General features: G+C 70.8%; 22 protein-coding genes and 1 pseudogene. 7 read left to right on the top strand and 16 right to left on the bottom strand.

The annotated features are described in order from the left end of the window. Positions 1–29: 29 nt before the first annotated feature. The gene (locus ABGB10_RS20455; RefSeq protein ID WP_347662459.1) at positions 30–296 is read right to left on the bottom strand and encodes a hypothetical protein; all 267 of its coding nucleotides are present in this window, start codon (positions 294–296) and stop codon (positions 30–32) included. On the opposite strand from ABGB10_RS20455, the gene ABGB10_RS20450 reads away from it, so the two are divergent. Genes ABGB10_RS20450 through ABGB10_RS20435 form a run of 4 tightly spaced genes read left to right on the top strand, consistent with a single transcriptional unit; the run spans position 297 to position 4,453 of the window. Next, on the top strand, positions 297–1,916 hold the full coding sequence (locus ABGB10_RS20450; protein WP_347662458.1) for a putative PEP-binding protein: 1,620 nt from the start codon (positions 297–299) through the stop codon (positions 1,914–1,916). Continuing rightward, a complete protein-coding gene (locus ABGB10_RS20445; protein ID WP_347662456.1) occupies positions 1,913–2,890 on the top strand; it encodes an ABC transporter ATP-binding protein in 978 nt (325 codons plus the stop codon). The genes ABGB10_RS20450 and ABGB10_RS20445 overlap by 4 nt, the downstream gene beginning before the upstream one ends. Continuing rightward, positions 2,887–3,666: an ABC transporter permease gene (locus ABGB10_RS20440; protein ID WP_347662455.1), complete on the top strand. Its 780-nt coding sequence runs from the start codon at positions 2,887–2,889 to the stop codon at positions 3,664–3,666. The genes ABGB10_RS20445 and ABGB10_RS20440 overlap by 4 nt, the downstream gene beginning before the upstream one ends. Further along, positions 3,653–4,453 carry an ABC transporter permease gene (locus tag ABGB10_RS20435; RefSeq protein WP_347662454.1) on the top strand — a complete coding sequence of 267 codons (801 nt, stop codon included), beginning with the start codon at positions 3,653–3,655 and terminating at the stop codon, positions 4,451–4,453. The genes ABGB10_RS20440 and ABGB10_RS20435 overlap by 14 nt, the downstream gene beginning before the upstream one ends. 59 nt (positions 4,454–4,512) lie before the next feature. Here ABGB10_RS20435 and ABGB10_RS20430 read toward each other — a convergent pair whose 3' ends face one another. The 3 genes from ABGB10_RS20430 to ABGB10_RS20420 are packed head-to-tail and all read right to left on the bottom strand — an operon-like array spanning position 4,513 to position 9,688. Then, positions 4,513–6,696 (bottom strand): peptidylprolyl isomerase, encoded by a 2,184-nt coding sequence (locus ABGB10_RS20430; protein WP_347662453.1) that lies wholly within the window; start codon positions 6,694–6,696, stop codon positions 4,513–4,515. Further along, entirely contained in the window at positions 6,693–7,757 is a 1,065-nt protein-coding gene (locus ABGB10_RS20425; RefSeq protein ID WP_347662452.1) for a nucleotidyltransferase domain-containing protein, read from the bottom strand. The genes ABGB10_RS20430 and ABGB10_RS20425 overlap by 4 nt, the downstream gene beginning before the upstream one ends. Next, entirely contained in the window at positions 7,748–9,688 is a 1,941-nt protein-coding gene (locus ABGB10_RS20420; RefSeq protein ID WP_347662451.1) for a RiPP maturation radical SAM C-methyltransferase, read from the bottom strand. The genes ABGB10_RS20425 and ABGB10_RS20420 overlap by 10 nt, the downstream gene beginning before the upstream one ends. A gap of 939 nt (positions 9,689–10,627) precedes the next feature. Here ABGB10_RS20420 and ABGB10_RS20415 point away from each other — a divergent pair. Genes ABGB10_RS20415 through ABGB10_RS20405 form a run of 3 tightly spaced genes read left to right on the top strand, consistent with a single transcriptional unit; the run spans position 10,628 to position 12,251 of the window. Beyond that, on the top strand, positions 10,628–11,056 hold the full coding sequence (locus ABGB10_RS20415; protein WP_347662450.1) for a hypothetical protein: 429 nt from the start codon (positions 10,628–10,630) through the stop codon (positions 11,054–11,056). A 23-nt stretch (positions 11,057–11,079) separates the two neighbouring features. Next, positions 11,080–11,277 carry a helix-turn-helix transcriptional regulator gene (locus ABGB10_RS20410; protein ID WP_347662521.1) on the top strand — a complete coding sequence of 66 codons (198 nt, stop codon included), beginning with the start codon at positions 11,080–11,082 and terminating at the stop codon, positions 11,275–11,277. Continuing rightward, complete coding sequence (locus tag ABGB10_RS20405; protein ID WP_347662449.1) at positions 11,274–12,251, top strand: NAD(P)-dependent alcohol dehydrogenase; 978 nt, start codon at positions 11,274–11,276, stop codon at positions 12,249–12,251. Before ABGB10_RS20410 ends, ABGB10_RS20405 begins: the two co-directional genes overlap by 4 nt. Positions 12,252–12,603: 352 nt before the next feature. Here the strand turns inward: ABGB10_RS20405 and ABGB10_RS20400 are convergent. From ABGB10_RS20400 to ABGB10_RS20345, 12 genes and pseudogenes are all read right to left on the bottom strand, one after another. Then, positions 12,604–12,975 (bottom strand): annotated as a pseudogene (locus tag ABGB10_RS20400) (type VI secretion protein); the annotation flags it as partial. 66 nt (positions 12,976–13,041) lie between these two features. Beyond that, a complete protein-coding gene (locus tag ABGB10_RS20395) occupies positions 13,042–13,950 on the bottom strand; it encodes an ABC transporter ATP-binding protein (protein ID WP_347662448.1) in 909 nt (302 codons plus the stop codon). A gap of 33 nt (positions 13,951–13,983) precedes the next feature. Then, positions 13,984–14,799, bottom strand: coding sequence for a hypothetical protein (locus ABGB10_RS20390; protein ID WP_347662447.1), 816 nt, complete (start codon positions 14,797–14,799; stop codon positions 13,984–13,986). Beyond that, positions 14,796–15,491 (bottom strand): hypothetical protein, encoded by a 696-nt coding sequence (locus ABGB10_RS20385; protein ID WP_347662446.1) that lies wholly within the window; start codon positions 15,489–15,491, stop codon positions 14,796–14,798. Before ABGB10_RS20385 ends, ABGB10_RS20390 begins: the two co-directional genes overlap by 4 nt. Further along, on the bottom strand, positions 15,488–16,366 hold the full coding sequence (locus ABGB10_RS20380; protein ID WP_347662445.1) for a zf-HC2 domain-containing protein: 879 nt from the start codon (positions 16,364–16,366) through the stop codon (positions 15,488–15,490). Before ABGB10_RS20380 ends, ABGB10_RS20385 begins: the two co-directional genes overlap by 4 nt. Then, complete coding sequence (locus tag ABGB10_RS20375; RefSeq protein WP_347662444.1) at positions 16,363–16,914, bottom strand: sigma-70 family RNA polymerase sigma factor; 552 nt, start codon at positions 16,912–16,914, stop codon at positions 16,363–16,365. Before ABGB10_RS20375 ends, ABGB10_RS20380 begins: the two co-directional genes overlap by 4 nt. Before the next feature lie 251 nt (positions 16,915–17,165). Next, positions 17,166–17,375 carry a transposase gene (locus ABGB10_RS20370; protein ID WP_347662443.1) on the bottom strand — a complete coding sequence of 70 codons (210 nt, stop codon included), beginning with the start codon at positions 17,373–17,375 and terminating at the stop codon, positions 17,166–17,168. A gap of 184 nt (positions 17,376–17,559) precedes the next feature. After that, positions 17,560–18,123, bottom strand: a complete 564-nt coding sequence (locus ABGB10_RS20365; RefSeq protein ID WP_347662442.1) for a carboxymuconolactone decarboxylase family protein — start codon at positions 18,121–18,123, stop codon at positions 17,560–17,562. Positions 18,124–18,454: 331 nt separating this feature from the next. Beyond that, complete coding sequence (locus ABGB10_RS20360) at positions 18,455–19,702, bottom strand: DUF6596 domain-containing protein (RefSeq protein WP_347662441.1); 1,248 nt, start codon at positions 19,700–19,702, stop codon at positions 18,455–18,457. Continuing rightward, the gene (locus ABGB10_RS20355; protein ID WP_347662440.1) at positions 19,699–20,085 is read right to left on the bottom strand and encodes a YciI family protein; all 387 of its coding nucleotides are present in this window, start codon (positions 20,083–20,085) and stop codon (positions 19,699–19,701) included. Before ABGB10_RS20355 ends, ABGB10_RS20360 begins: the two co-directional genes overlap by 4 nt. 5 nt (positions 20,086–20,090) lie before the next feature. Continuing rightward, positions 20,091–20,471, bottom strand: coding sequence for a YciI family protein (locus tag ABGB10_RS20350; protein WP_124773906.1), 381 nt, complete (start codon positions 20,469–20,471; stop codon positions 20,091–20,093). Positions 20,472–20,687: 216 nt separating this feature from the next. Further along, positions 20,688–21,761 (bottom strand): carboxymuconolactone decarboxylase family protein, encoded by a 1,074-nt coding sequence (locus ABGB10_RS20345; RefSeq protein ID WP_347662439.1) that lies wholly within the window; start codon positions 21,759–21,761, stop codon positions 20,688–20,690. Positions 21,762–22,104: the final 343 nt, after the last annotated feature.

Below are 22,104 nucleotides of genomic sequence, written 5' to 3'. Positions count from 1 at the left end.
TCACCGATTCCGGTACTGGTCTCGCCTATTCATGTGATCCGATCACCGGGCAGCCCGGACTCTCGGGTCAGTTTCAGTTCGGAGTCACGGGCGCCCAGCTGCTCCTGCGCGGCGGCAGGGATCTCGCCGCGATCGCCGCCGACCAGCCGTGGGGCGAGGAAATCGCCGCGCTGGTGGAATCCGCCCAACGCGATGCCGGCCAGCCGGTATGCATTGAGTTCATCGTCCAGGCCCATCGGCTCAGGGTCGCCGCCGTAGCCCCAGCCGTACTCCACGGCGCCGCGCTGCTCACCCACGTGGCACGTCTCGTGGACGACGGTGTGCTCACCGAGCGGGACGCTCTCGGCCTGATCCACACGGAGGACCTGACCCGGGCCCTGACGCCGGCCGGCCGGGCGCCAAACCTTCCGGTGCTCTGCCACGGCCAGGGCGTGGCGCCCGGTGTGGCCGACGGCGTCGCCGTCTTCAGCGCCGATGCCGCGGTGGCGGCCCGGCAAGGCGGGGCCGACCCCGTGCTGATCCTTCCAGTGACCAAGCCGCAGGACCTTCCCGGCCTACTCGCCGCCGCCGCCGTGGTCACAGAGCAGGGCGGCAGCACCTCCCACGCGGCCGTGGTCACCCGTGGGCTCGGCCGGGTCTGCGTGACCGCGCTGCGCGACGCTCGGGTCGACCTAGACGAACCCTGCCTGCGTCCCGACGGCGGGGAGCCGGTACGGCCGGGCGACCGGGTGACCGTGGACGGCTCGGTCGGCACCGTTTACAGGGGCGGCCTGCCGACCGCGCGGACCACCCGCACCGGTGGCGCCGGCACCGAGCCGGTGGCACCTGCGGTACGCGCGATCCTGGCCGCCGCGGACCGGCACGCCGGCCTCGCCGTACGGGTCAATGCCGACTCGCCCGCCGACGCCGAGGCCGGCCGGCGCGCGGGCGCCACCGGCATCGGGCTCTGCCGGATCGAGCACATGCTGCTCGGCGAACGGCAGTCACTGCTGGCGAAGGTGCTGACCGGCACCGGCAGCGCCGAGACGTCCGAGGCGCTCGACCGCCTGCGGGACGTATTACGGGATGACTTCGTCGCCATGCTGCGGGCCATGGACGGGTTGCCTGTGGCGATTCGGCTGCTCGACCCGCCCCGGCACGAGTTCCTCCCCGACCTGGCCCGACTCGAGATCGCCGCCGCCGAGGCGCGGGTCGGCGGCGGGGTCGGGCCCGACCCGGTGACGCTCGCCACCGCCCGGCGACTGCAGGAGACCAACCCGATGCTCGGCGTCCGGGGGATCAGGTTGGGTGTCCTCAATCCGCGGTTGCTGGAGGCGCAACTGACCGCGCTGGTCGAGGCAACCGGGCTGGTGCGCCGGGACGGCGGCGATCCGCAGCCCGAACTGCTGGTGCCGATGGTGACCGTGCCGGCCGAACTGGACCTGGTGCGCGACCGGCTGGCCGAGGCGTACGAGCAGTTCGGCGGGACCAAAGCGGAAACCATGCCGATCGGTGCGATGATCGAGACACCGCGCGCCGCGCTCGTCGCCGGTGACCTGGCGCGGCGGGCGGACTTCCTCTCCATCGGCAGCAACGACCTGACGGCGCTCGGCTGGGGGCTGTGCCGGGACGATGCCGAACGGGAGCTGATCCCCCGCTACCGGGATCTCGGACTGATCGACGAGTCGCCGGCGGACCACTGGGACGACCACGGGGTCGGCGAGCTCGTCCGGCAGGCGGTCACCGCCGCGTATAGGGTGAGGCCGGACATTGGCGTCGGTATCTGTGGGGAGCACGCGCTCGACCCAGCGGCCGTCCGGCTTCTGGTCGAGCTAGGGGCCGACTACGTCTCGTGCTCTCCTGCGCGCCTACCCGTGGCCCGGCTGACCACCGGGCAGGTGACGGTCGCGATGAAGCGAGGGATGGAGGGGCAATGAGCGCACCAGCGGTCGAGGTGGCCGGGGTGGGGCGGGTGTTCGGCCGCGGCCGAGACCAGGTGATTGCGTTGCACGACGTCACCTTCCAGGTCGCCGAAGGGCAGATCCTGGGGATCCTGGGCAGCAATGGCGCTGGAAAGACGACCTTGACCAAGATCCTGGCCACCCTGCTGGAGCCCAGCACGGGCAGCGCTTGGGTCTTCGGTCACGACGTCCGACGGGACCTGCGCGCGGTCCGGCGGCTGACCGGCGTGGTGTTCGGCGGTGACCGAGGCTTCTACGGTGCCCTGTCCGGGCAGGAGAATCTGCGCTACTTCGCGATGCTCGCCGGCATCGGACAGCGGGCCATTCGCAGCAAAGTGGACGATGCCCTGACCGACGTCGGGCTCGCCGAGGCCGCCCGCCGCCCGGTGGAGACCTACTCGAAGGGCATGCGCCAGCGACTGCACATCGCGCTGGGCCTGGTCGCGGAGCCGCGCCTGCTGTTGCTGGACGAGCCCACCGTCGGCCTCGACCCGGTCGAAGCCGAACGACTGCGCACCACCGTCGCGCGGCTGCGCAGCACCGGAGTGTCGATCCTGCTGACCAGCCACTACCTGCTGGACATCGAGCGGCTGGCGGACCGGGTGCTGATCCTGTCCGGAGGAACGGTGACGATGGACACCACGGCGGGTGAGTTCGCCCGCTCGGCGGGGTTCGCCGCCACGGTCACGGTGCGGGGTCGCGGTCCGGTGCCGCGGCACCTCGACTCGTCGGGGGCAGCGCAGGACGACATCGAGGAGAAGGACGGAGTCTGGACCGTTCGGCTTCGCGTACCGGAATGGGGCAGCGGGACCTTCGATCAGTTAGGCACCGCGCTGACCGGCCTCGATGTGCTGGCGGTGGACGTCGCGCCGGTACGCCTCGAGGACGTCTACGCCACGATCATGGACCGCCTGGCGGCCGACGAACCCACTCCGATGAGGGCGCAGTGAACGAGCGCGTGCTCACCGCCGCATGGGTGGTCTGGACGGCCCTGCGCGCCGAGCAACAGGGCATGCGCACCCGACCAATGGTGGTCGTCGTCTCCGTCGTGCAGCCGGTCGCGCTGCTGGCCATCGTGGCGGGGACCCGTCGCCTCACATCCGATGAGACGAGTGTCGTCGTCTCCGCCGTGGTGCTGACCGCGATGTGGAGCGCCACCGTATGGACCGCCGGTGGCGTGCTGCGGCGCGAACGCACGTACGGCACCCTGGCCCGCAGCGTCACCAGCCAATTTTCGCCGAGTTTGGTGCTGTTCGGCCGGAGCCTAGGCGCGACGCTCTACAGCGCCGCGGTGATCCTCGCCAGTTCGGCCGTCGTAATCGTGCTGTTGGAACTGCGCATCGCCGTGCCGCATCCGCTTTGGTTGCTCGTTGCACTGCTCGTCGTCGTCGCCTCCGGCACCGCGCTGGGCATGCTACTTGCCTGCCTGTTCCTGGTCACCCGACACGGACTGGCCTGGTCCGGCGCGCTAATCTATCCGGTCTTCATCCTGGGCGGGCTGCTGATCCCGCCAGAGGCGCTGCCGGAGTGGCTGCGCTGGGTGCCGACGCTGCTCAGCCTGCACTGGGTCCACGAGTTCGTGGTTGGCATCAGCTCCGGCGCGGTACGCGCGACGCCGCTGACTGTCGCGGTGGCACTGACCGTGGCTTACCTGATCGCAGGGGTCGCGTGCCTGCGCGCCGCCGTCGACGCCGGTCGCCGGAGGGGAACCCTTGAGCTCGTCTAGCCTCTTCGACATCCCGCTGCTGTGGCGGCTGGGCGAGGCCGTCCGCTTCGGTTGGCGCGAATTCCTCGCTATGAACCCGCCGAGCGTGGTGGGCGGCAGCATCCTGCCCCGCGTGGTGCTGCAGACGCTGTTCTTTACCCTGCTCGGCGGCGTCGTCGCGGGTGCCCAGCACCAGGAGTTCGCGTACGTCGGCGGACTGGTGCTCGCACTTGCGATGACCAACATCCTCTACGTCTCGCAGGTTCCGGTGGCAGACAAGGAGTCCGCCACGTTCTGGCGGCTGCGCACCGGGCTGTTGCACCCGACGGCCCTTTTCATCGCCCGTTCGTTGCCGTACCCGCTCGTCGGCTTCGGCGTGGTTCTCGTCGCCGCTGTCGTGGTGGCTCCCGCCGCCGGGCTCGGTGACCTCGCGGTGCGCCTGGCCCCGATGGCGATGGTCTACCTGCTGATCTCCTTCACCGCGACCGCGGCGGGCCTGGCCGCCGCCGCCTTCGCCGTGGGCCGCCGGGCGGAGACGTTGGCCAGCAACCTGATGGGCTATGTGGTGATGCTGTGCAGCGGAGCGTTCCTGCCGCCGGGGCGGGTGCCGGTGCTGGATTTCGTCGGGGCGTTCCTGCCTGGCCGGCACGGGCTCGCCGCAGTGCGCGCCTGGCTGCGCGGCGACCCCTGGCTTTCACAGGTGGTTGTCGAGGCCGTGGTGGGGATCGCCTGGCTGGGCGTTGCCGCTGCCGTCGTCGCCGTGCAGATCCGCCGGGCACGCCGGCACGGGCACGACGACTTCGCCTGAGCAGAAGACCATGCGCGGCACCGTCGCGTTGCATGTTGTCGGCGAAGGGCGACTCGATCTCAGGCCGGCGTGGCGTCGATCGTCACCTGGCGCAGCCGGACCGGCCCTGGCGCCTCCGCGATCGCCGTCACCACGGCCCGGGAGCCCTCGTCGACTACCTCACCAAACTGCACGAACGCGCCGTTCAGGTGGCGGGCGGCGGCCAGGGTAACGAAGAATCGAGATCCGGCACTGTCCCGCCCGTTGTTCGCCATCGCCACCAGGAACGGCCGTTCGAAGACGGTGTCGGCCTGGAACTCGTCGGGGATCCGGTATCCCGGGCCACCCTGTCCGGTGCCGGAGTGGTCGCCGGCCTCGATTACGAACCCTGGCACCCGACGGTGGAACTTCACGCCGTCGTAGAACGGGTCGTCGCGCCGCGCACCGGTGACCGGGTCCCGCCACGTCCGTGACCCGCTGGCTAGCGCGATGAAGTTGTCGACGGTGTGCGGCACCACTGTCGGCCACAGTTCTAGCTTCACCTCGCCTAGGTCGGTGTGCAGGACTGCGGTCACGGCGGTGTAGCGGCGCGGCACCGCCGGCCACGGTCGGCGGAACTGCCAGGTACGGGGGTGGATAGCCGCGGTGGCGTCCGCAGGTGACGCAGCTAGCTGCTCAGCCTCTGCGGCGGATCCGCAGCCGAGGCTGCCCGGGGGTGGGGCGCCGAGGACGAGCCGGGTGGTCCGAGGCCGATCCGGCGGCGGCACGTCCGCCGCCCGGTCGTCGCCCAGCCACTCCGAGGAGTAGCCGCGCTCCAGCTGGTAACGGTGGCGCTGCCAGCGGCGGCGTACCTCGGCGGACGAGTGCCGGGCGAGCGTTGCCAGATCCCCGGCGGCCTGCGCCTCGAGCACCGGCATCAGGTGCTCGGCCTCGAAGTACTTGTCGAAAAGGCAGCCGTTGTTGTGTTGCAAGGTGAAGCATTGGTCGATGAAGACGCGGGCGGGTAGCTCGCCGGCGGCGTGCCGCCGTAGCATGGCCGCGATCGGGGCCCACGCCTCGCCGCCGTATTCGATGCCAGGCCCCGCGAACGCGTCCACCGCGAGGTCCAGCGCGCGGATCTCGCCGATTTCGCGGCGGGTCCGCCACCAACCCACCCGGCTGTCACCGAGGTTGACCCGTTTCAGGAACCCGGCGAGGTCCGGCGGGAACGTGTCGACACGAGCGCACTCGTAGTGACCGAGTTCGGTGCCGATGATGAGGTCGAGCTGGCCGGCGAAGTCGGCGCTGACCTGAGGTGCCCATTGGGCCAGCCGCTCCGCAGCCCCCGCGTCGCCCTGCGCCGCCAACCACTCGAGTAGGTAGAAGTCGGCCGCCAGGGCCGCGCCGTCGATGTTTTCTATGTACCACCGGGGGGTGTAGTCGGCGGCCTCCTCGGTGATCGCGGCCAGCGCCAGCTCCCGGTCCAGGTGGCCGTTGAGGTAGGGGATCCAGTGGCGGCGGGCCAGGTCGTATAGGCGGGGAAAGCGGAACGCCGTGCCGAGCACCTCCACGCACGGGCGGTGCGTCGGGTCCGTCGTCCGGACGAGGTGCCCGGCGGTCAGCTCCACCAGCGTCTTGGTCAGCAGCAGGCGCATCCGCCTCTGGTACGGCCCGGTGCCGGGCAGCAGCGCCCGCAACCGGCCCAGCAGGTGGCCCGGGCCATGCTCGCTGCGCAGCAACGCCCAGCCCAGCTGGGTCAGCACCGCGTCTGCCAGGGTGGCGCCGACGTACCGCCGGAAGTCCAGGTAGGTGCCTGCCACCCGGGAACCGTCGAGGAGTAGCCCCACCGAGGGCGGGTACGGCGCGAACGGCACCAGATAGACCGGTAGTTCCAGCGAGCTCCCCGGGACTCCCATGGCCGCTGCTAGCGTGTCGCCCACCTGGGGGAGGCAAAGGCGCTGGTCGAGGTCGACCTCGGCGAGGGCACGACGTTCGTCGAAGGCGGCGATTGCCGGCGCGAGACGGGGCCGGGCGGCTTCCATAGCGGCGAGCACCGTCCGGGTCGCCTCGTCGTTGACCGCCGGTTCGTCCGGTGCAGCCAAGGCGGCTGGCGGGATCGTCACGCCGTTCTTCTGCCAGCCCCGTAGCCCGTCCCGGAACGCCGCGATCGCCGACTCGACCGGTCGGGGCAGCAGGCACACCTCCCACGAGCAACGACCGACCAGTTCCCGGTGCAGGGCCAGGCAGAGGTCGAGGGTGTCGCTGCGGGCATAGGTCACCTTCATGCCGGCCCCCGGTGGATCAATCGCGCTGCGAGCAGTTCGTCGGCGAGCACGGCCACCCGTTCGGGCTCCAACCGGCGGGCGGCGGTGTGTACCGCGCGCAGCCGCTCGACGTCGCGCTGCACCGTCGACTCGTCGACTCCGTCACACAGCGCCCAGATCAGCGCAGCCTCGTGGCTCAATCGGACCCGGCGGCTCTCCGGCGACGTGATCACCACCCCGTCCCGGTAGGTCCGGACGGACAATTCCGGCATCCGCCGTAACGGTCCGTCGCCGCCGCGCCAGCGCGGCTGGTAGGCCAGCGGCACTCCGTGCCAGCCGAAAGTGGCCGTGGCGGCGAGGCAGGTCTGTGCGAATCGGCGTAGATCGGTCAGGCTTACTGCGCCCTGCCCGGTGGCCAGTGGGTCGGCGCGCAGTAAATGACGGTAGTGGGCATGTGGGAAGGTGGCCGGCGCGGACCGGTCGAGTTGACGCCAGACCCACTTCTCCCCTGGAAACAGATCGCCGCAGGCCGCGGCGAGAGCCTTGCCGGCGGTACGCAGCAGCAGCCGGGCGATCATCACGGCGCTGTCACCGTCCTCGGGAACGTCGACCAACCCGGCTAGGTCCTCCTGGCCGTAGTGGGCGAGGTTGAGCCACCGAGTGATCAACAGCTGGCGGAGCGTGAGTTCGTGCTTGCTGAGGGTCTCTTGCAGGGCGGTCGCTCCGCCGTCGACCACGATCTCCCCGATGTGCAGCCGCAGCGCGATGGTGACGTCTTGCTCGCGGACCACGTCCGCGCCGTCATCGCTGCGCAGGGTCGCCCCCACCACCCGCCATACTGTCGCCTCCAGCGCCTGCTTGGACAGGCGGTGCACGTCGATCCGAACGGGGCCGGCGAAGATTTGCTCCCGACTCGCCTCAACCTCCGGCCCGGCGACGTACACGTCCACGTCGGAGGTCTGGTTGCCCAACCCCACGGCCATGCTGCCGGTGATGAAAACGCTTGTCACTCCCGGCCGGGTCGCCAGCCGCGCGGCCACCTTGCGGGCCAGCGCGAGCCGCTCGGGCGCCGTCACCACCATCCGGGGTTCTCCGGGATCGCTAGGGAGAGGTAATGGCCGTCCTCAGACACCATCACCCCGGAGCGGCAGCACCTGTCCAGCAAGGCGCCGACCTCGGCGGTGGTGACCCGGTGCCCGGCGGACACCAACCCGGCCCGGACCCGGTCGGCCGAGTGCGGCCGGTCCCCGCACAGCTCGTACGCCTCGGCCTCCCAGCCGGTGAGGACGGCCCGGCGGGGTTGCTCGGTACGGGTGTCGACCAGCACCAGCCGCCCCGGCAGTCGTTGGTAGATGAGGGACGGTCGTTGTTCCGACCAGCGCTGCCGCCACTGTCGGGCGGCGGCGGACAGCGCGCCGAACGCATCGTCGCTGCCGGTCCCCTCCGCCGTGTAGTCGAAGAAGTAAGCGATCCGTGAGTGGTCGAGGTAGTCCGGGTAGATGTGCCGGTAGCTCGACCGTGGCCGGACGTCCGAGATCGGGAACGAGGGGTCGGTGAAGTAAGGGCTGAAGCGTTCCAGCCATAACCGGCTGCACCCATCCGGCGGATAGAGATGGTGCAGCAGCGGGATCAGTTCGACCTGCTCGCGGTAGTCCTCGTCGGTCTCACCCGGAAAACCGGTCAGCAGGTTCCAGGCCACCCGGATTCCGTGGTAGCGGGCCCACTTCAACAACCGGATGTTCAGCAGCTTGGTGGAGCCCTTGCGCATTAGCTTCAGCACGTGACTGCTGAGGCTCTCGATGCCGGGCTGAATGGACAGGATCCCCGCCCGGCGCAGCACCGCCAACTGCTCTCGGGTGAGGTTCGCCTTAACCTCGAAGAAGACGTGAATGTCCCACCGGCGGTTAGCGAGTTCGGTGCAGAACGACGAGAGATAGGACATGTCGAGGATGTTGTCAACCGCCTCGACGTGCACCGTCGGGTAGGCGCTGAGCAGCGTGGACAGCTCCGACATGGCGCGGTCCGGGCTCTTGGACCGGTAGGCCATACCGAGCGCGTTCAGCCCGCAGAACGTGCAGTGGTGCTTCTGGCCCCACCAGCAACCGCGGGCGAACTCGATGGGCAACTTGACCGGATCGTCGCCGAGAATCGTCGCCCGGCCGAGGCGCTCCAACGCCGCGAAGTAGTCCGCGTAGTCCGGGACCGGCAGTCGGTCCAGATCCTGAGTGCGGGGCGCGTCGCGGGTCTGTGCGGCGTCGCCGGAGGCACCGAGCACGCCGGGCACCCGACAACTGGCCGCCGCGGGGTGCTCGGCAGCGGCCAATTGCGCCAGCAGGCGGGGAAACGCAACGTCGCCCTCGCCGGTCACCACGTAGTCGAGCCAGGACAGGGTGCCTGCGTACTCGGCGCCCATGGTGCCATCAAAGTTCGCGCCGCCGTACACCTGAACCAGGTCGGGATGCTCTGCACGCAGCATCCGGCCCAGCCCCAACGAAGCCGTGTTCTGCAGGAAGGTGGAGGTGAACCCGACGACGTCGTAGTCGGCCCAGTCGATACGACGCACGCACCCGCGCAGCCACTCCGGAATCATGGCCCGGCGCAGCTCGGTCAGCTCGTCGAGACTTCCGCCAGTCAGCTTCGCCCACTGCTTTTCGACCTCGGGAAAGTCCTCGTAGTAGGCCGACTCAGGCAGCACCTCACCGAAGGCGGCGTACGAGAAGAGCCACTCGCCGATAAGGTGCAGGCGCTCACTGGGAAGCCCCGACAGCCCGTCGTAGGTCTGGGCCCCGACCTCCGCGGCGAAGTCGAGGTTCAGGTAGTGCACGTCACACTGGTGGCCCGCGGCGCGGACGACGGACTGGAGCAGCCCACACTGAATGGACGGCGCATCGACGCGGGCCCATGGCATGTTGACCAGCGCGACCCGAAGTGACCGGGCCGGTGGCGGCTCAGGCTCCGGTTGGGCCGTCGCCCTCGGCACCGCCGCTACCAGCGGTAGCAGTTCCGTCGCCATGCAAACCAGCCCCCGCCGTCGGTATGAGCGCGAGAGGCAATCCTATCGATGAATCGCTTCGGCACCACCCCGTCACAGATCGGGTGGGTAGGAGCCATCAACGGCGACTGGCCGCGGACCGATGGTGGGGGAATTGCCTGCCGAGCAGATCCACGAATTCCGCGAGGCCGTCGCGGATCCGCTGTGGAAGACGCACGCCGCCCGCCCCGAGTTCGATGCCCAAGGCCCTACCCCAGACCGCGCCTACGGCATCGCGATTCGCGTTCGCCAGCGGCTCCGGGGTACTCCGGCCCAGCCCTGCATCACTGCATCGGCTGCGCCCTGCGGTCCCGGTCTACGTGCGTAACGCCCGGGAAGCGCAACAACTCGCCGCCACCGGTGCCATTGACCCCACCCGTGTCGTGCGCTTCGACCTCCCCGACCACGAGCAGATGTCGCTGATCTAGATCGGATTCCATTCGGTGTGCGCGCCAGGTCCCCGGCGGCCGAGACCTGGCCGGTCGCAGTCCCGGTCCTCGCCAGCGGACCGAGAACCCCGTAGTCACGGCTGACCGCGGTGGTGGCGCTACGGCACACGCCAGCACGCCGAACAGCTACGCGAGCAGATCGCCGGCGCTGACCGGCGAACTCGCCGCATCGACGGCGAACTGGCCGACCTGACGACCACCCGAACCACCTGCCGACCCTCGCCACCGCGAGTTCACCGATCTCAACCCGACTCTCGTGGCCCAACTCCTCGCCGCGGCCGCAGTCACCGGGGCCAGGTGTCTCCTCAGGAGCGATAAGACTGTCAGGAATTGATGCCTGAGAGTCGTGTCGCGCACCAGCAGATCCCTGCTACCCGACCAGGGGGTCGACCTCCATGTAAAACTTTCTAGACACGATGTCAAAGACGCCATACTATGACCGTGTCAAGAATTCTTTACAAGGGGGGCGGCTGTGACGCACGAGGAGAAACGCGCCTGGATCATGCTGGTAGTCAGCGTGGTGGGGTATGCCGTCTATGCCGCCGTCGTCCTGAATCGGGCCGACAGTGGGCCGGTCACCGCCGCCCCGTACGCCGGGGTTCTGCTGTGGACGGTTGGCGGGGCCATCGTCGCGAGCATCGTGGCCGAGATCGGGGTGGGCGTGGTGAACCCGCGTGCTTCCCGGGTCAAGGACGTACGCGACCGGGAGATCGGACGGCTCGGTGACCACGTCGGCCAGGCGTTCGTGGTCGTCGGCGCCGTATCGGCGATGCTGATGGCGTTGGCCGAGTGGGACTGGTTCTGGATCGCCAACGTCATCTACCTGTGCTTCGTCCTGTCGGCGGCGGTCGGTTCCCTGGCCAAGGTGATCGTCTACCGCAAGGGTGTCCCGCAGTGGTGAAGCCGACCCGCGTCACGAACAACATCCGCGCGCTGCGGTTCGCGCACGGCGAGATGACCCAGGCCGAGCTCGCCGAGCGGATCGGCGTGACCCGGCAGACCGTCATCGCCATCGAGCAAAGCCGCTACTCGCCGTCGCTGGAGATGGCATTCAAGATCGCGCGCTTGTTCGACGCACGTCTCGACGACGTGTTCCAGTACCCCGAGGAGGCGGCACCATGAAGGCCATCGTCCAGGACAGCTACGGTCCAGCCGACGTGCTCCACCTCCGCGACATAGACCAACCGGCCGTGAACGACGAGGAGGTCCTCGTCCAGGTCCGCGCCGCCGGGGTCGACCCCGGAGTGTGGATCTTCATGACCGGTCGCCCCTACCTGGCGCGGCTGGCCGCAGGGCTGCGCCGGCCCCGGGTTCCGGTGCGCGGGCGGGACCTGGCCGGTGTGGTGGTTGCGGTCGGCGCTCGGGTGACCCGGTTCCGGGCCGGCGACGAGGTGTTCGGCACCTGTCTGCGCGGCTCGTACGCCGAGTTCGCGAGCGCGCCGGAGCGGCGGCTGGCCCACAAACCGGCCAACCTGTCGTTCGCGCAGGCCGCCGCCGCGCCGGTCTCCGGTATGACGGCGCTGCGTGCGGTCCGCGACAGCGGCGCGGTGCGCAAGGGGCACCGCGTGCTGGTCATCGGCGCATCCGGCGGTGTCGGGTCGCATGCCGTACAGATCGCCAAGGCGTACGGGGCGACGGTCACCGGCGTCTGCACGCCGGCCAGGGCCGCGTTCGTACGCTCTCTCGGTGCCGACGACATCCTCGACTACACCAGCGAGGAGGTCGACCGCCGTGGCCCGATCTACGACGTGGTCATCGACACCGGCGGCGATCGGCCGGTCTCTCTCCTGCGCCGCGCCCTCACCCCACACGGGACACTGGCGCTGGTCGGCGGCACGTACACCAAGGGCCCCGTGCTCAGCGGCTACGACCGGCAGATGTTCCGCGCGCCGCTGCTATCCCTGTTCGTCGGTCAACGCCTGCGTAGCGTGAGTGCGGTCGAGCGGACCGAGGACCTGAGCGAACTGGGGACCCTCATCGAATCGGGGGCGCTCACCCCGGCGGTTGGCCGCACTTATCCCCTGAGCCAGGCGGCGGACGCGATGCGGCACCTCCGGAACGGGCACCCGGCGGGGAAGATCGTCATCACCATCTGACCCGGTGGTCGTCGCGAACGCTTGTGCGGTGCCGTAACGGCCGACGCCGCCTGGGGTCGGCCACGCCCAAAGCTGACATCTCCCCGCGAGCGATATGACTGCGAGGGAACCTCATGCCGACCCGACGATAGTCAGCGCCCCGACCAGCAGATCCCGCACATCCTCGGCACCACCCCCACCCGCATGCGAGCAAGGGCATCGGCCTCGCGTTCGGCGTCGAACCCCCACCGAAACATGTTGAAGGCTCCCGCGCGAAGCTGATACGCACGGTCAACCGCCAGGTCCTCACCGAAGACGAGCCCGGAACATTGACACTCGCCCAGAACCAGACCTCGTCTTCCGAATCGCCCTCTCAGGTCCGGTCGCTCTTGGGAGGGGACCGACGTTGTTCGGGCTTGCGGCTGAGCCGTTCGACGAGGTCGTCGACGGCGCTGGTGTCCTGGCTCGGTACCGCCGCGGCGGCGGCCCGGCGGATGGCGGTCGCCTCCCCGACGACCGGCTTCGGCGGCCGGGTCTTCATCGTGAACGCCGGGGTTTGACGGCCGTTGACGACCAGCCGCGCGGCGGCGGTGTACGCGTCGAGGTGAGCGAGGTCGTGCTCGCCCAGTTCCGGCAGGGTGTGCCGGGACAGGACCTTCGCGTCTTCCGGCGCGACGGTGAAGTGGATCTTGTTGCGGGCGTTGGCCGACGCCGCGGCGAGCAGATCGCGGGGGAACTGGGCCACCGTGGCGAAGGCTCTTCCAGCGCGACTCTCCCGGCTACGTCCTGGTCTACAAGCAGGAGGCCCAGGTCACGGCCGAGGTCCTGGCGGCGAAGCTGGCTGCCGCGAAGCGTTACCGCGACCGGTAGCCACCGCGAGGTAGCCGTCCTCCAGGCCGGGCTCCAGGGGACGCGCCCCGGGGCTCGGCGCGGACGGCGCCACGATCCGGTAGCGCATGCCGTCGTCGTGCGGCAGCGCGGACACCACCGTCCCCTCGGTCGGCACCGGTCCGTCCGTGACGACCGACCAGACCTGCCCCTGGGCGCGGCGGGTCAGCTCCTCGACTGTGCCACGGAAGATGAGCCGCCCCTTGGCGAGCACCGCCACCTCCCGGCAGGTCTGCCCGATGTCGTCGACGATGTGCGTGCTCAGCAGGACCGTGCGCCGGCCGGCGAACTGGGACAGCAGCGTGCGGAAACGGATCCGCTCCTCCGGGTCGAGGCCCGCGGTCGGCTCGTCCACGATCAGCAGCTGCGGGTCGGCGAGTAGGGCCTGGGCGATGCCGACCCGCTGCCGCATGCCGCCGGAGAAGCCGCGCAGCCGCCGGTCCGCGTGCTCGGTCAGCGCCACCACCTCCAGCAGCTCGCCGACCCGCTGGCGCCGGACGGTCCGGTCGTCCATGCCCTTGAGCAGCGCCACGTAGTCGAGGAACTGCCGGGCGGTCAGGTCGGGGTAGACGCCGAGGTCCTGCGGCAGGTAGCCGAGGTCACGCTGCACGGCGGTCCGCCCGGCGCTGGTGCCGAGGTCGTGCTCGCCGACGGTGATCCGGCCGGACGTCGGACGGACGATGCCGGCCAGGATGCGCATCAGCGTGGTCTTGCCGGCGCCGTTCGCGCCGAGCAGGCCGAACATCCCGGTGGGCACGGCCAGGTCGAGGCCGTCGATGGCGGCCACCCCACCGCGGTACGTTTTCGTCAGGCCGGAGATCTCGATTCGCATGGGAGTTCCTTCTCGTTGTCGGACGCGGGCTCGTTATCGGACGCGGCGCGCGCGCAGGGCGTGGCCGCCCGCGAGCACGGCGGCGGCAATGATCGACAGCAGGGCGATGGACAGCCAGGCCAGCGCCGGCGTCGGGTCGGGCCGCAGGGCGTTGAGCGTCGCGCCGGGTATCGGGCCGGCCCAGGTGTCCTGGCCGTCGATGCCGTGGAAGTCGAACAGCGCGGCGAGCGGATAGCCGCCCAGGGGGTGGACCAGGGTCCGTGCGAGCGTCGGCATCATGTCCGGCGAGACCACGTTGCCCCACAGCCAGTAGCCGACGAACAGGACACGGAACAGCGGCGCCGGCATGACCAGCGGCGCGGCCAGCGCGAAGGCGGCCACGAACAGCAGGCCGGGGATGAACACCGCCCCGAAGATGGCCAGCGCCCAGCCCAGCGCCCGGGGCTCCCCGGTGTCCACCGCGTACGCCGCGGCGAGGCCGAAGTACGCCACCGCGACCGGGATGGCTGTCGCGGCGCCGGCGCCCACGTACTTGCCGAGCAGGCGCGCCCTCGGCGAGGCGGGCGTCGCGTCCAGGATCGAGGCCACCCGCAGTCGGTCGTCGCGGATCAGCCGGTCGGCGAGCAGGCAGCCGAACCCGATCGACAGCAGCGCGTGGAGCTGGACCGCCAGGCCGACCACGGCGGTCCGCGGATCGACCGACCGTTCGCCCGGATCGAACAGGTCCCGCAGCAGGCTGCCCCCGATCAGCACGAACAGCACCAGGGTCAGCGCCGGCACGATCCACACCGTCGGCTTGCGGACCTGCATCCGAAACTCGTACCGCAGGCTGGCAACAAAGGTGGTCATTCGTCCTCCTCGCCGATGAGGCGTTCCGAGCGGCCCAGCAGGACCAGGGCGAACACGATGAGCGCGGCGCCCGCGCCGAGCAACGTCAGGCGGTTCGCGGTCCAGTCGCCGGGCGCCGCGCCCCGGGTCGTCGCGAACAGGTAGAGCAGCCGGCCCGGCAGGTGCGCCTGCGCCGAGCCGGCGAAGAACTGCTGGATCGCCCACACCGAGGTGACCAGCGCCCCGGCCGCGCCCGGGCTGCGAAAGACAGCACCCGCGGCGAAGGCCAGGCCGCTCAGGCCCAGGGTCGGCGCCAGCCAGGTGAGCTGGCCGGCGAACGCGCCGTGGTTCTCCGGCCAGCGGGCCCACCAGCCGGTCGCGATCAGCACGACCGCCGCCGGCACGGCGACCGCCGCGGTCCAGCCGAGCGTCACGATCATCCGGCGCAGCAGCGTGACGCGGTACGGCGTCGGCGAGGCGAGCTGGAGCTCGCGGGCCGGATCCCGGCCGACGAGGGAGGAACAGGCGACCGCGGCGGCGAGCGGTATCGCCATCTCCAGGGCGCCGAGCAGGATGCGGGCGGTGGTCGGGTCGCTCGGTTGCGGATTCGCGATCGCGGCCGTGATGCCGAGGACGAGGGCGATGGGCGGGCCGAGGAAGGCCGTCCAGCCCGCCCGGCGCATCTCGTACCGCCAGAGGGTCAGTGGTCTCACATCGGGTGGGTAGCGCGTCCGCCGCCGTGAGGTTCACCGCGGCCGGACATCGCCACCGCGACGATCGCGAGGGCGGCGCTGGCCAAGAGCACCGGCGCGTTCGTCGACCAGACCTTCATGATGGACCAGGCCGGCCAGTCGTCGGGGCTCAGCACGCTGCCCGCCAGCACCCGCACCGCCCACAACCCGACGGCCGTGCCCAGCGCCGCGTCCGGCCCGAGGAAGACGGCGATCAACAGGCTGACCGAGGACAGCAGCGCCATCGGCCCGAGCCAGGCGCCGACGAGCTCGTTCAGGCCGTCCGCGCCCGCCGCGCCGGTGGCGGTCAGCACCGCCGAGGCGCCCAGGGCGAGCACCAGGTCGTAGCCGAACACCAGCGCGATGCGGATGAGCAGCAGCAGCCTGCCAGAGGTGGGTGTGGCGGCGAGCAACTCGGCGGCCGGATCGCGGCGGGAACGGTAGGTGCCAGCGACCCCCGCGGCGGCGACGATCGGCGCGATCAGGGAGAGCATCAGGTCCGCGCCGGCTGTGGTCCGCAGCAGCACGAGTCCCGCGCCGAGGGCCATCACCAGCGCCGAGGCGATCGGCGCGGCCGGCCGGATCAGCCGCGCCTCGGCCGCGACCAGCGCGACGAGGTGACGCAACCGCCGCGGGGGCCGGCGGACGGTGGGTTCGAGGGTGCTGCGGCTCAGCACCGTCCGCACCAGCGACGCCGGGTCCGGCGGCGTCGCGGCCGGCGCGGCGGCCAGCGCGATAGCCTGCCAGGAGGCCAGGTCGGCACGGCAGCGCGGGCAGCCGGCGAGATGCGCGCGGACCCGGTCGCGGTCCGATCCGGAGAGCGAGCCGGCGGCGTACGCGGGCAACAGGTCCTTCATTCGGGCACCTCCTGAGCGGTGAGCGCCGCAGCGACGGCGGCCCGAGCGTGATACAGCCGACTCTTGACCGTGCCGACCGGGATCGCGAGCACCTCGGCGACGTCGGCGAGAGGTAGGCCGGCCACGAACACCAGCGCGATCACGTCCCGGTGATGCGCGGGGAGCACATTGATGGCGGCGGCCACCGGGGTCCCGCCGGCCGCCGCGATCGCGAGGTCCTCCGGGCCGGCGCCCTGATCGGGCCGGTCGGGCAGGTCGGCGCCGGATGGCTCGGGCGCGGGCCGGCCGCGTAACCGGTTGTGCGCCTGGCGACGGGCAACGCCGAACAGCCACGTCGTCACCTTCGACCGCCCCTCGAAGGCGCCGGCCGACCGCCAGACCGCAAGCATCGTGTCCTGCAGGATCTCCTCGGCGGTCATCCGGTCGCCGGCCAGCCGGTGCAGATAGCCGAAGAGCGCGCCGGAGTACCGCTCGTAGAGCCGGGACAGCGCGGCGGCGTCACCGGCCGCGACCGACCGCAGCAACGCGTCGTCACTGCCCGGATCCATCCGCTCACCCCCTACTCCAAATGGGTAGCAGCCGCCGGGGCGAAAGGTTCAGGCGAGTATGCGGGCGGGAGAGCCGATCTTGAGCACTGGCCGGCCGGATCCTGTGGCGGACGCCCGGCGACATCGACGAGTTCGGTGGACTGTTGCCGCACCGCAGCTATCAGGTCGAGCGTCCGGGCAAGGCGATCTCGGGGGCTGCGGACGAGGCTCAGCTCACCGGCTGACCACCGACCCCGCCTCGGACAACGCCTTCACCCAGTTACGAGACGTCCCTTGGTGGTGCCCGGCCGGTCACCGACGTCGGTCTCGGCCTTCTTCACCCACGCGCGCAACACCTCCGGATGAACCCCGAGCTGACCAACGATCCGCCGGATCGCGCCGACAGGGTCTCGGCGGGCCTCGAACGCCAACCGGGTGGCACGCTCACGCAGGTCGTCGGGGTACTTCTTCGGTGCGGGCATCGCTCGTGTTCCTCCCAGGTTTCGATGCCTCCATCAAACCGGTGCGGAACAACCAACCCCGACCGGAGCGTCCTGGTGGGCCACGAACGGCTGCGGCAACTCCAGGGGCGCGGCTGATGGCCTGGCCGGGCCTTCTCCATCAACCGTTGCAGAGGCACCGAGCTGGGGTCATCCTCGTCTGTGCTCAGGCTGCCGGAGTTCTGGCCGCCGACCCGTAGCCGACGTCGATGATCCGACGGGTGGTCTCGGCGTAGGCGTCCTGGCCCTCGGGCGCGAAGGTGCCGAGACCGTCGACGTACCGGTTGAACATGCAGAACGCGGCGGCGATTAGGACGGTGTCGTGGATTTCCAGGTCGGTGGCGTCCTCCGCGCGGGCGTCGGCGACAAGCTCGGCGGTGACGTTGCGGCCGCTGATCTGTACCGCGCCGGCGATGCGCAGCAGCGCGCGCAGCTTCGCCGAGATCGGCGCGCTGTCGAGGTCCGCGCGTACGTGGTCGACGAGGTCCATGCCCTCGTCGAGCTGCGCCGCGGCGAACGCCGAGTGCGACGCGCAGCAGAAGGTGCACTCGTTGCGCCCCGAGACGTACGCGGCGATCAGCTCCCGCTCCCCGGCCGGAAGCGAGTGCGGCGCGCGCAACAGCACCTCGGCCAGCTCGTTGAGCGGCTTCGCCGTCTCCGGACGGTACTGCATCGGACCCGTGACGCCGGGAAACTGCTTCTCGTCGACACCGAGATCGATGTGTGCCATGGTTTTCTGCCTCCAGCCGTGAACTGTGGCCCGACCGGGCCACGCCTCTGCCGTACGTGACAGGCCGTGCGGGACGGCGTGGTCTGACGCCGTGCAGCCACGATCCCACACCGACCGCCGGTTGCGCTTCATCGATCGTGCCCTCTGTGTCACTCCGGCCGGACGGACGACCAAGGCCGGGGACATCACCCCGCGGGGAGACCGCCGTGGTCGTCGTCGGGAGCCGGCGCCAGGTGGACCGGGCCGGCAGCGGACACCGGTGGAGGAGGCAGGTTGTGAGCGGCACGGATCGCCCCGAGCGGTGCCGCGAGCGGCCGGCGCGGCCGGTGGGTCAGCTGGTGAGCTGGTCGCGGCGGCGGGTGAGGTACGCCCGCTCCGCGGAGTTGCCCGTGAGACCGATGGCTCGGTCGTAGGCAGCCCGCGACTCGCCGCCGCGTCGGGCTCGCCGCAGCAGGTCGGCGCGCGCGGCGTGGAAGGCGTGGTAGCCGTCGAGAACATCGGCGAGCCGGTCGATCTCGGCCAGCCCGACCGCGGGGCCGTCGACTTCGGCGACCGCGACCGCCCGGTTGAGCCGCACGATCGGGGAGGGGTCGAGCAGCATCAGGCGCCCGTAGAGGGCCACCACTGTGGACCAGTCGGTGTCCCGGGCCGAGGGGGCATCCGTGTGGACCGAGTTGATGGCGGCCTGCAGCTGGTAGCGCCCGGGTGGCTCACCTGCGGTCGCCGTCGCCTCGACCCGTTCGCGGATCAGGGCGTTGCCCTCGGCGATGAGGGCCCGGTTCCATGCGCCGCGGTCCTGCTCGTCGAGGGTCACCAGCTCCCCGGTGCGGGACACCCGCGCCGGCCGACGGGCGTCGGTGAGGAGCATCAGGGCGAGCAGCCCGGCCACCTCGCCGTCGTCCGGGAGCAGGGTGCGGAGCAGACGAACGAGGCGGATCGCCTCGTCGCTGAGGTCGACGCGCACCGGGTCGTCGCCCTCGCTGGCGAGATAGCCCTCGTTGAAGATGAGGTAGACGACCGCGAGCACGCCGGCCAGCCGCTCACGGATGTCGGCGGCCCAGGGCACCCGGTAGGGGATATGTGCCGCTTTGATCTTTGTCTTGGCGCGGGTGATCCGTCGCGCCATCGTCGTTTCCTGCACCAGGAAGGCGCGCGCGATCTCGGCTACGGTGAGACCACCGAGCAGGCGCAGGGTGAGCGCCACCCGGGCCTCCATCGCGAGCGCGGGGTGGCAACAGGTGAAGATCAGCCTGAGTCGGTCGTCCTCGACCGGGCCGGTCGGCTCAGGAGGGGTGTCGTCGTACACGATCAAGGCCTCCTGGTGCTTGGCGTCGCGCTGCGTTTCGCGACGGAGCCTGTCGATCGCCTTGCGGGTCGCGGTGGTGGCGAGCCAACCGCCGGGGTTCGGCGGTACGCCCTCGCGCGGCCATCGCTCCGCAGCCGCTGCGAACGCCTCGGCGGCGGCCTCCTCGGCGACGTCGAGGTCACCGAAACGGCGCGCGAGGCCGGCGACCACCGGTGCCCACTCCTCGCGGTGGGCACCGGTGATCGCCTGCGCGACAGTGGTGGGGCCAGTCACGGCTGCAGCAGTGTCCCCTCGGATCCCTCGGTACGGAAGGGACGTACCTCGACCGCACCACCGCACGCTCTCGACCCCTCGGCGGCAAGCACCAGGGCCACGTCGAGGTCGGCCGCCTCGACGACCCAGAAGCCGTCGAGTTGCTCCTCCGTCACCAGGTAGGGCCCGTCGGTGAGGACCGGCCTCGCACCCTGGCCGTCGACGGTGGTGGCGGTCGTCACGGGCTCCAGGCCGTCGGCGAAGACGAAGTGACCGTCCCGGCGGAGCCTCTCGGTGAAGGCGCCGACGTCGGCGGTCGTCTGCGGCATGGCCTTTCCGGAGGTGCTGGTGCCGAGCTCGGTGCGCTCTGCCGGTCCGTAGACGGACAGCAGGTACCTGGGCACCAGGCTCACTTGTCTCCAGAACTGCTGAACCGGTTCTGCCCGGGATTGGGGAACCGGTGCACCTCCTGCGGCCACTCGAGCGCGGTCGCCAGTTTTCCGGCCCAGTGCCGCGCCGCCGCGTCGTCGGCGACGTCGACGACGGCGAAGCCGCCGAGGTGCTCCTTGGTCTCGACGTACGGGCCGTCACTGAAGACGGGCTCACCGTTGACCGACTCGACGCTGCACACCACGGTGGACTCGTCGAGCCCGCCGTTGCTGGAGATCAGGACACCATGGGACCGCATCTCCTCGATCACGGCCAGGACGGCCACGCCCTTCTTGCCCATCTCCTCCGCCGTGTGCCGACCCACCCACTCGTCGTTGAAGGCGATCAGATATTCCGTCAAGGTCGTCTCCTCTCAATGCCCGGACGAGGGCCCTCTCCCGACTCCTCGTGTCCGGCGGCCCGGCAGGCCGCCGTACGTTAGTTCCACGAACGGGCGCACCTTGATACGACACCATCCCGGAAACTTCTTTTCAAGCAGCCTGGGAGTAGACGTCGGCGAGACCGGGCGTGGCGGAGCCGATGCGCCCGGTCGACCTGGCGAGCGAGGTCGCGGGCCTTACCCCCGGTGGTGGCCGCTGAGGTCGTCTCCGGTGTCCTGACGTGCCGCGATGTGGCGGGCTGCGATCATGCTCGCCCACGACGTGATCTCGATCAGCGCCGCGTCGTCCGCGCCGGTGCCACGTACGTCGGCGATGACGGTGTCGGTGACCCGGTAGGACGAGACGGCGGTGAGCAGGGCGAGGCGTGCGGTCGGGCGGTCGCGCTCGGGCAGTGTGGCGAGTCGCTCCCGGAGCCACGGGGCTGTTCCCGGGTCGCGGCCGGGCTCTCGCAGAGCCGCCCGGACGAGCTCGCGTGCCGCGGTCGTGAGACGCCGCTCGCCGCCCTCGTCGATGGCCCTGGCGGCGCGGGCCAGGGCGTTGGCGATGGTGGGGCGACCTGCGGCCCAACGCAGGTCGTCGGGCAGTTCCGCGGCGGGGAGGAGGTCGTCGGTGTCGTGTGCGGACCGGGGAGTGGAGGAAGCCAGGCGCCGCATCACCCGGGCGGCACCCCGCCGCACCACCTCCCGTGCGAAGCCCCGGACCGGTGGCAGAGGTGACTCCTGCAGGAAGACGTTGACCATGCGATTGATGTAGTGAAAGGTCAGGACCGTGCCGACCAGCTCCGGTGCTTGTGCCCGGGGGAAGGGGGCTGGGCCGGCAGCTTCGGCGGAGGCGGCCGCCCAGCCGGCGAGCGCCCGCAACCGGTCGTCCGCCACGTCCGCGATGCGGCCCGCGGCGATCGCCTCGGGATCCTTCCCGCGTACCAGCCCTCGTAGCGTCGTGCCGTGCACCTCGGCGCAGTAGGGACAGTTGTTGGCGAGCGATACCGCCGCCGCGACCGCCTCCTTTTCCGGGCGGCTGACCAGCCCGGGCGCCACCATCACCTCACGCAGGATCGACCAGCTGGCCGCCAACACCGGCGGTGCGGGAGCGTGCAGGGTCAGCGGAGGGGCGAGCATGCCGAACTCCGCCTCGATCCGCCGGTACACCGTGTCCACGAGACCGGTGGCCGCGGCGATCGGCACGGGGCGCACGTACCGGACATGCGAGTGACCGATTCGGCGCGTCGCATGCGCGAACAGTGTGGTCATGCCGATCCCGTCTCTGCGTCAGGCGGTGCCTGGGTCGGTGCCGGTGGGAAGCACCGCCGCCACACCGGGTCGTCCGGCGTAGCGGCGGCGCTGGATCAGGCCACCGCCGTGGGGTCGTTGTCGGCGGGGGTGCCGACTACGGGTGTCGGTGCGGACCCTCGTCGACCGGCGTCGGCGTCGAACTCGGTCATGCCGCCAGCCTCGCACCGCCTGCGGAAGCGTCCACCTCGTGTGTTGCCGACCGGGACGGACGCGTCCCATGGGTCCGTCTCGTCCCGTTCTACAGATGCCGGAACTGCGCACGCTGGAGGATCCGCCGCCGCGCGATCCGATGTGAGAGTGG

The sequence above is a fragment of the Micromonospora sp. B9E7 genome (assembly GCF_039871815.1).
Lineage (GTDB): Bacteria > Actinomycetota > Actinomycetes > Mycobacteriales > Micromonosporaceae > Micromonospora.
The sequence above is the reverse complement of the archived record's forward strand: the minus strand, read 5'-3'. Positions and strand labels throughout refer to the sequence as shown.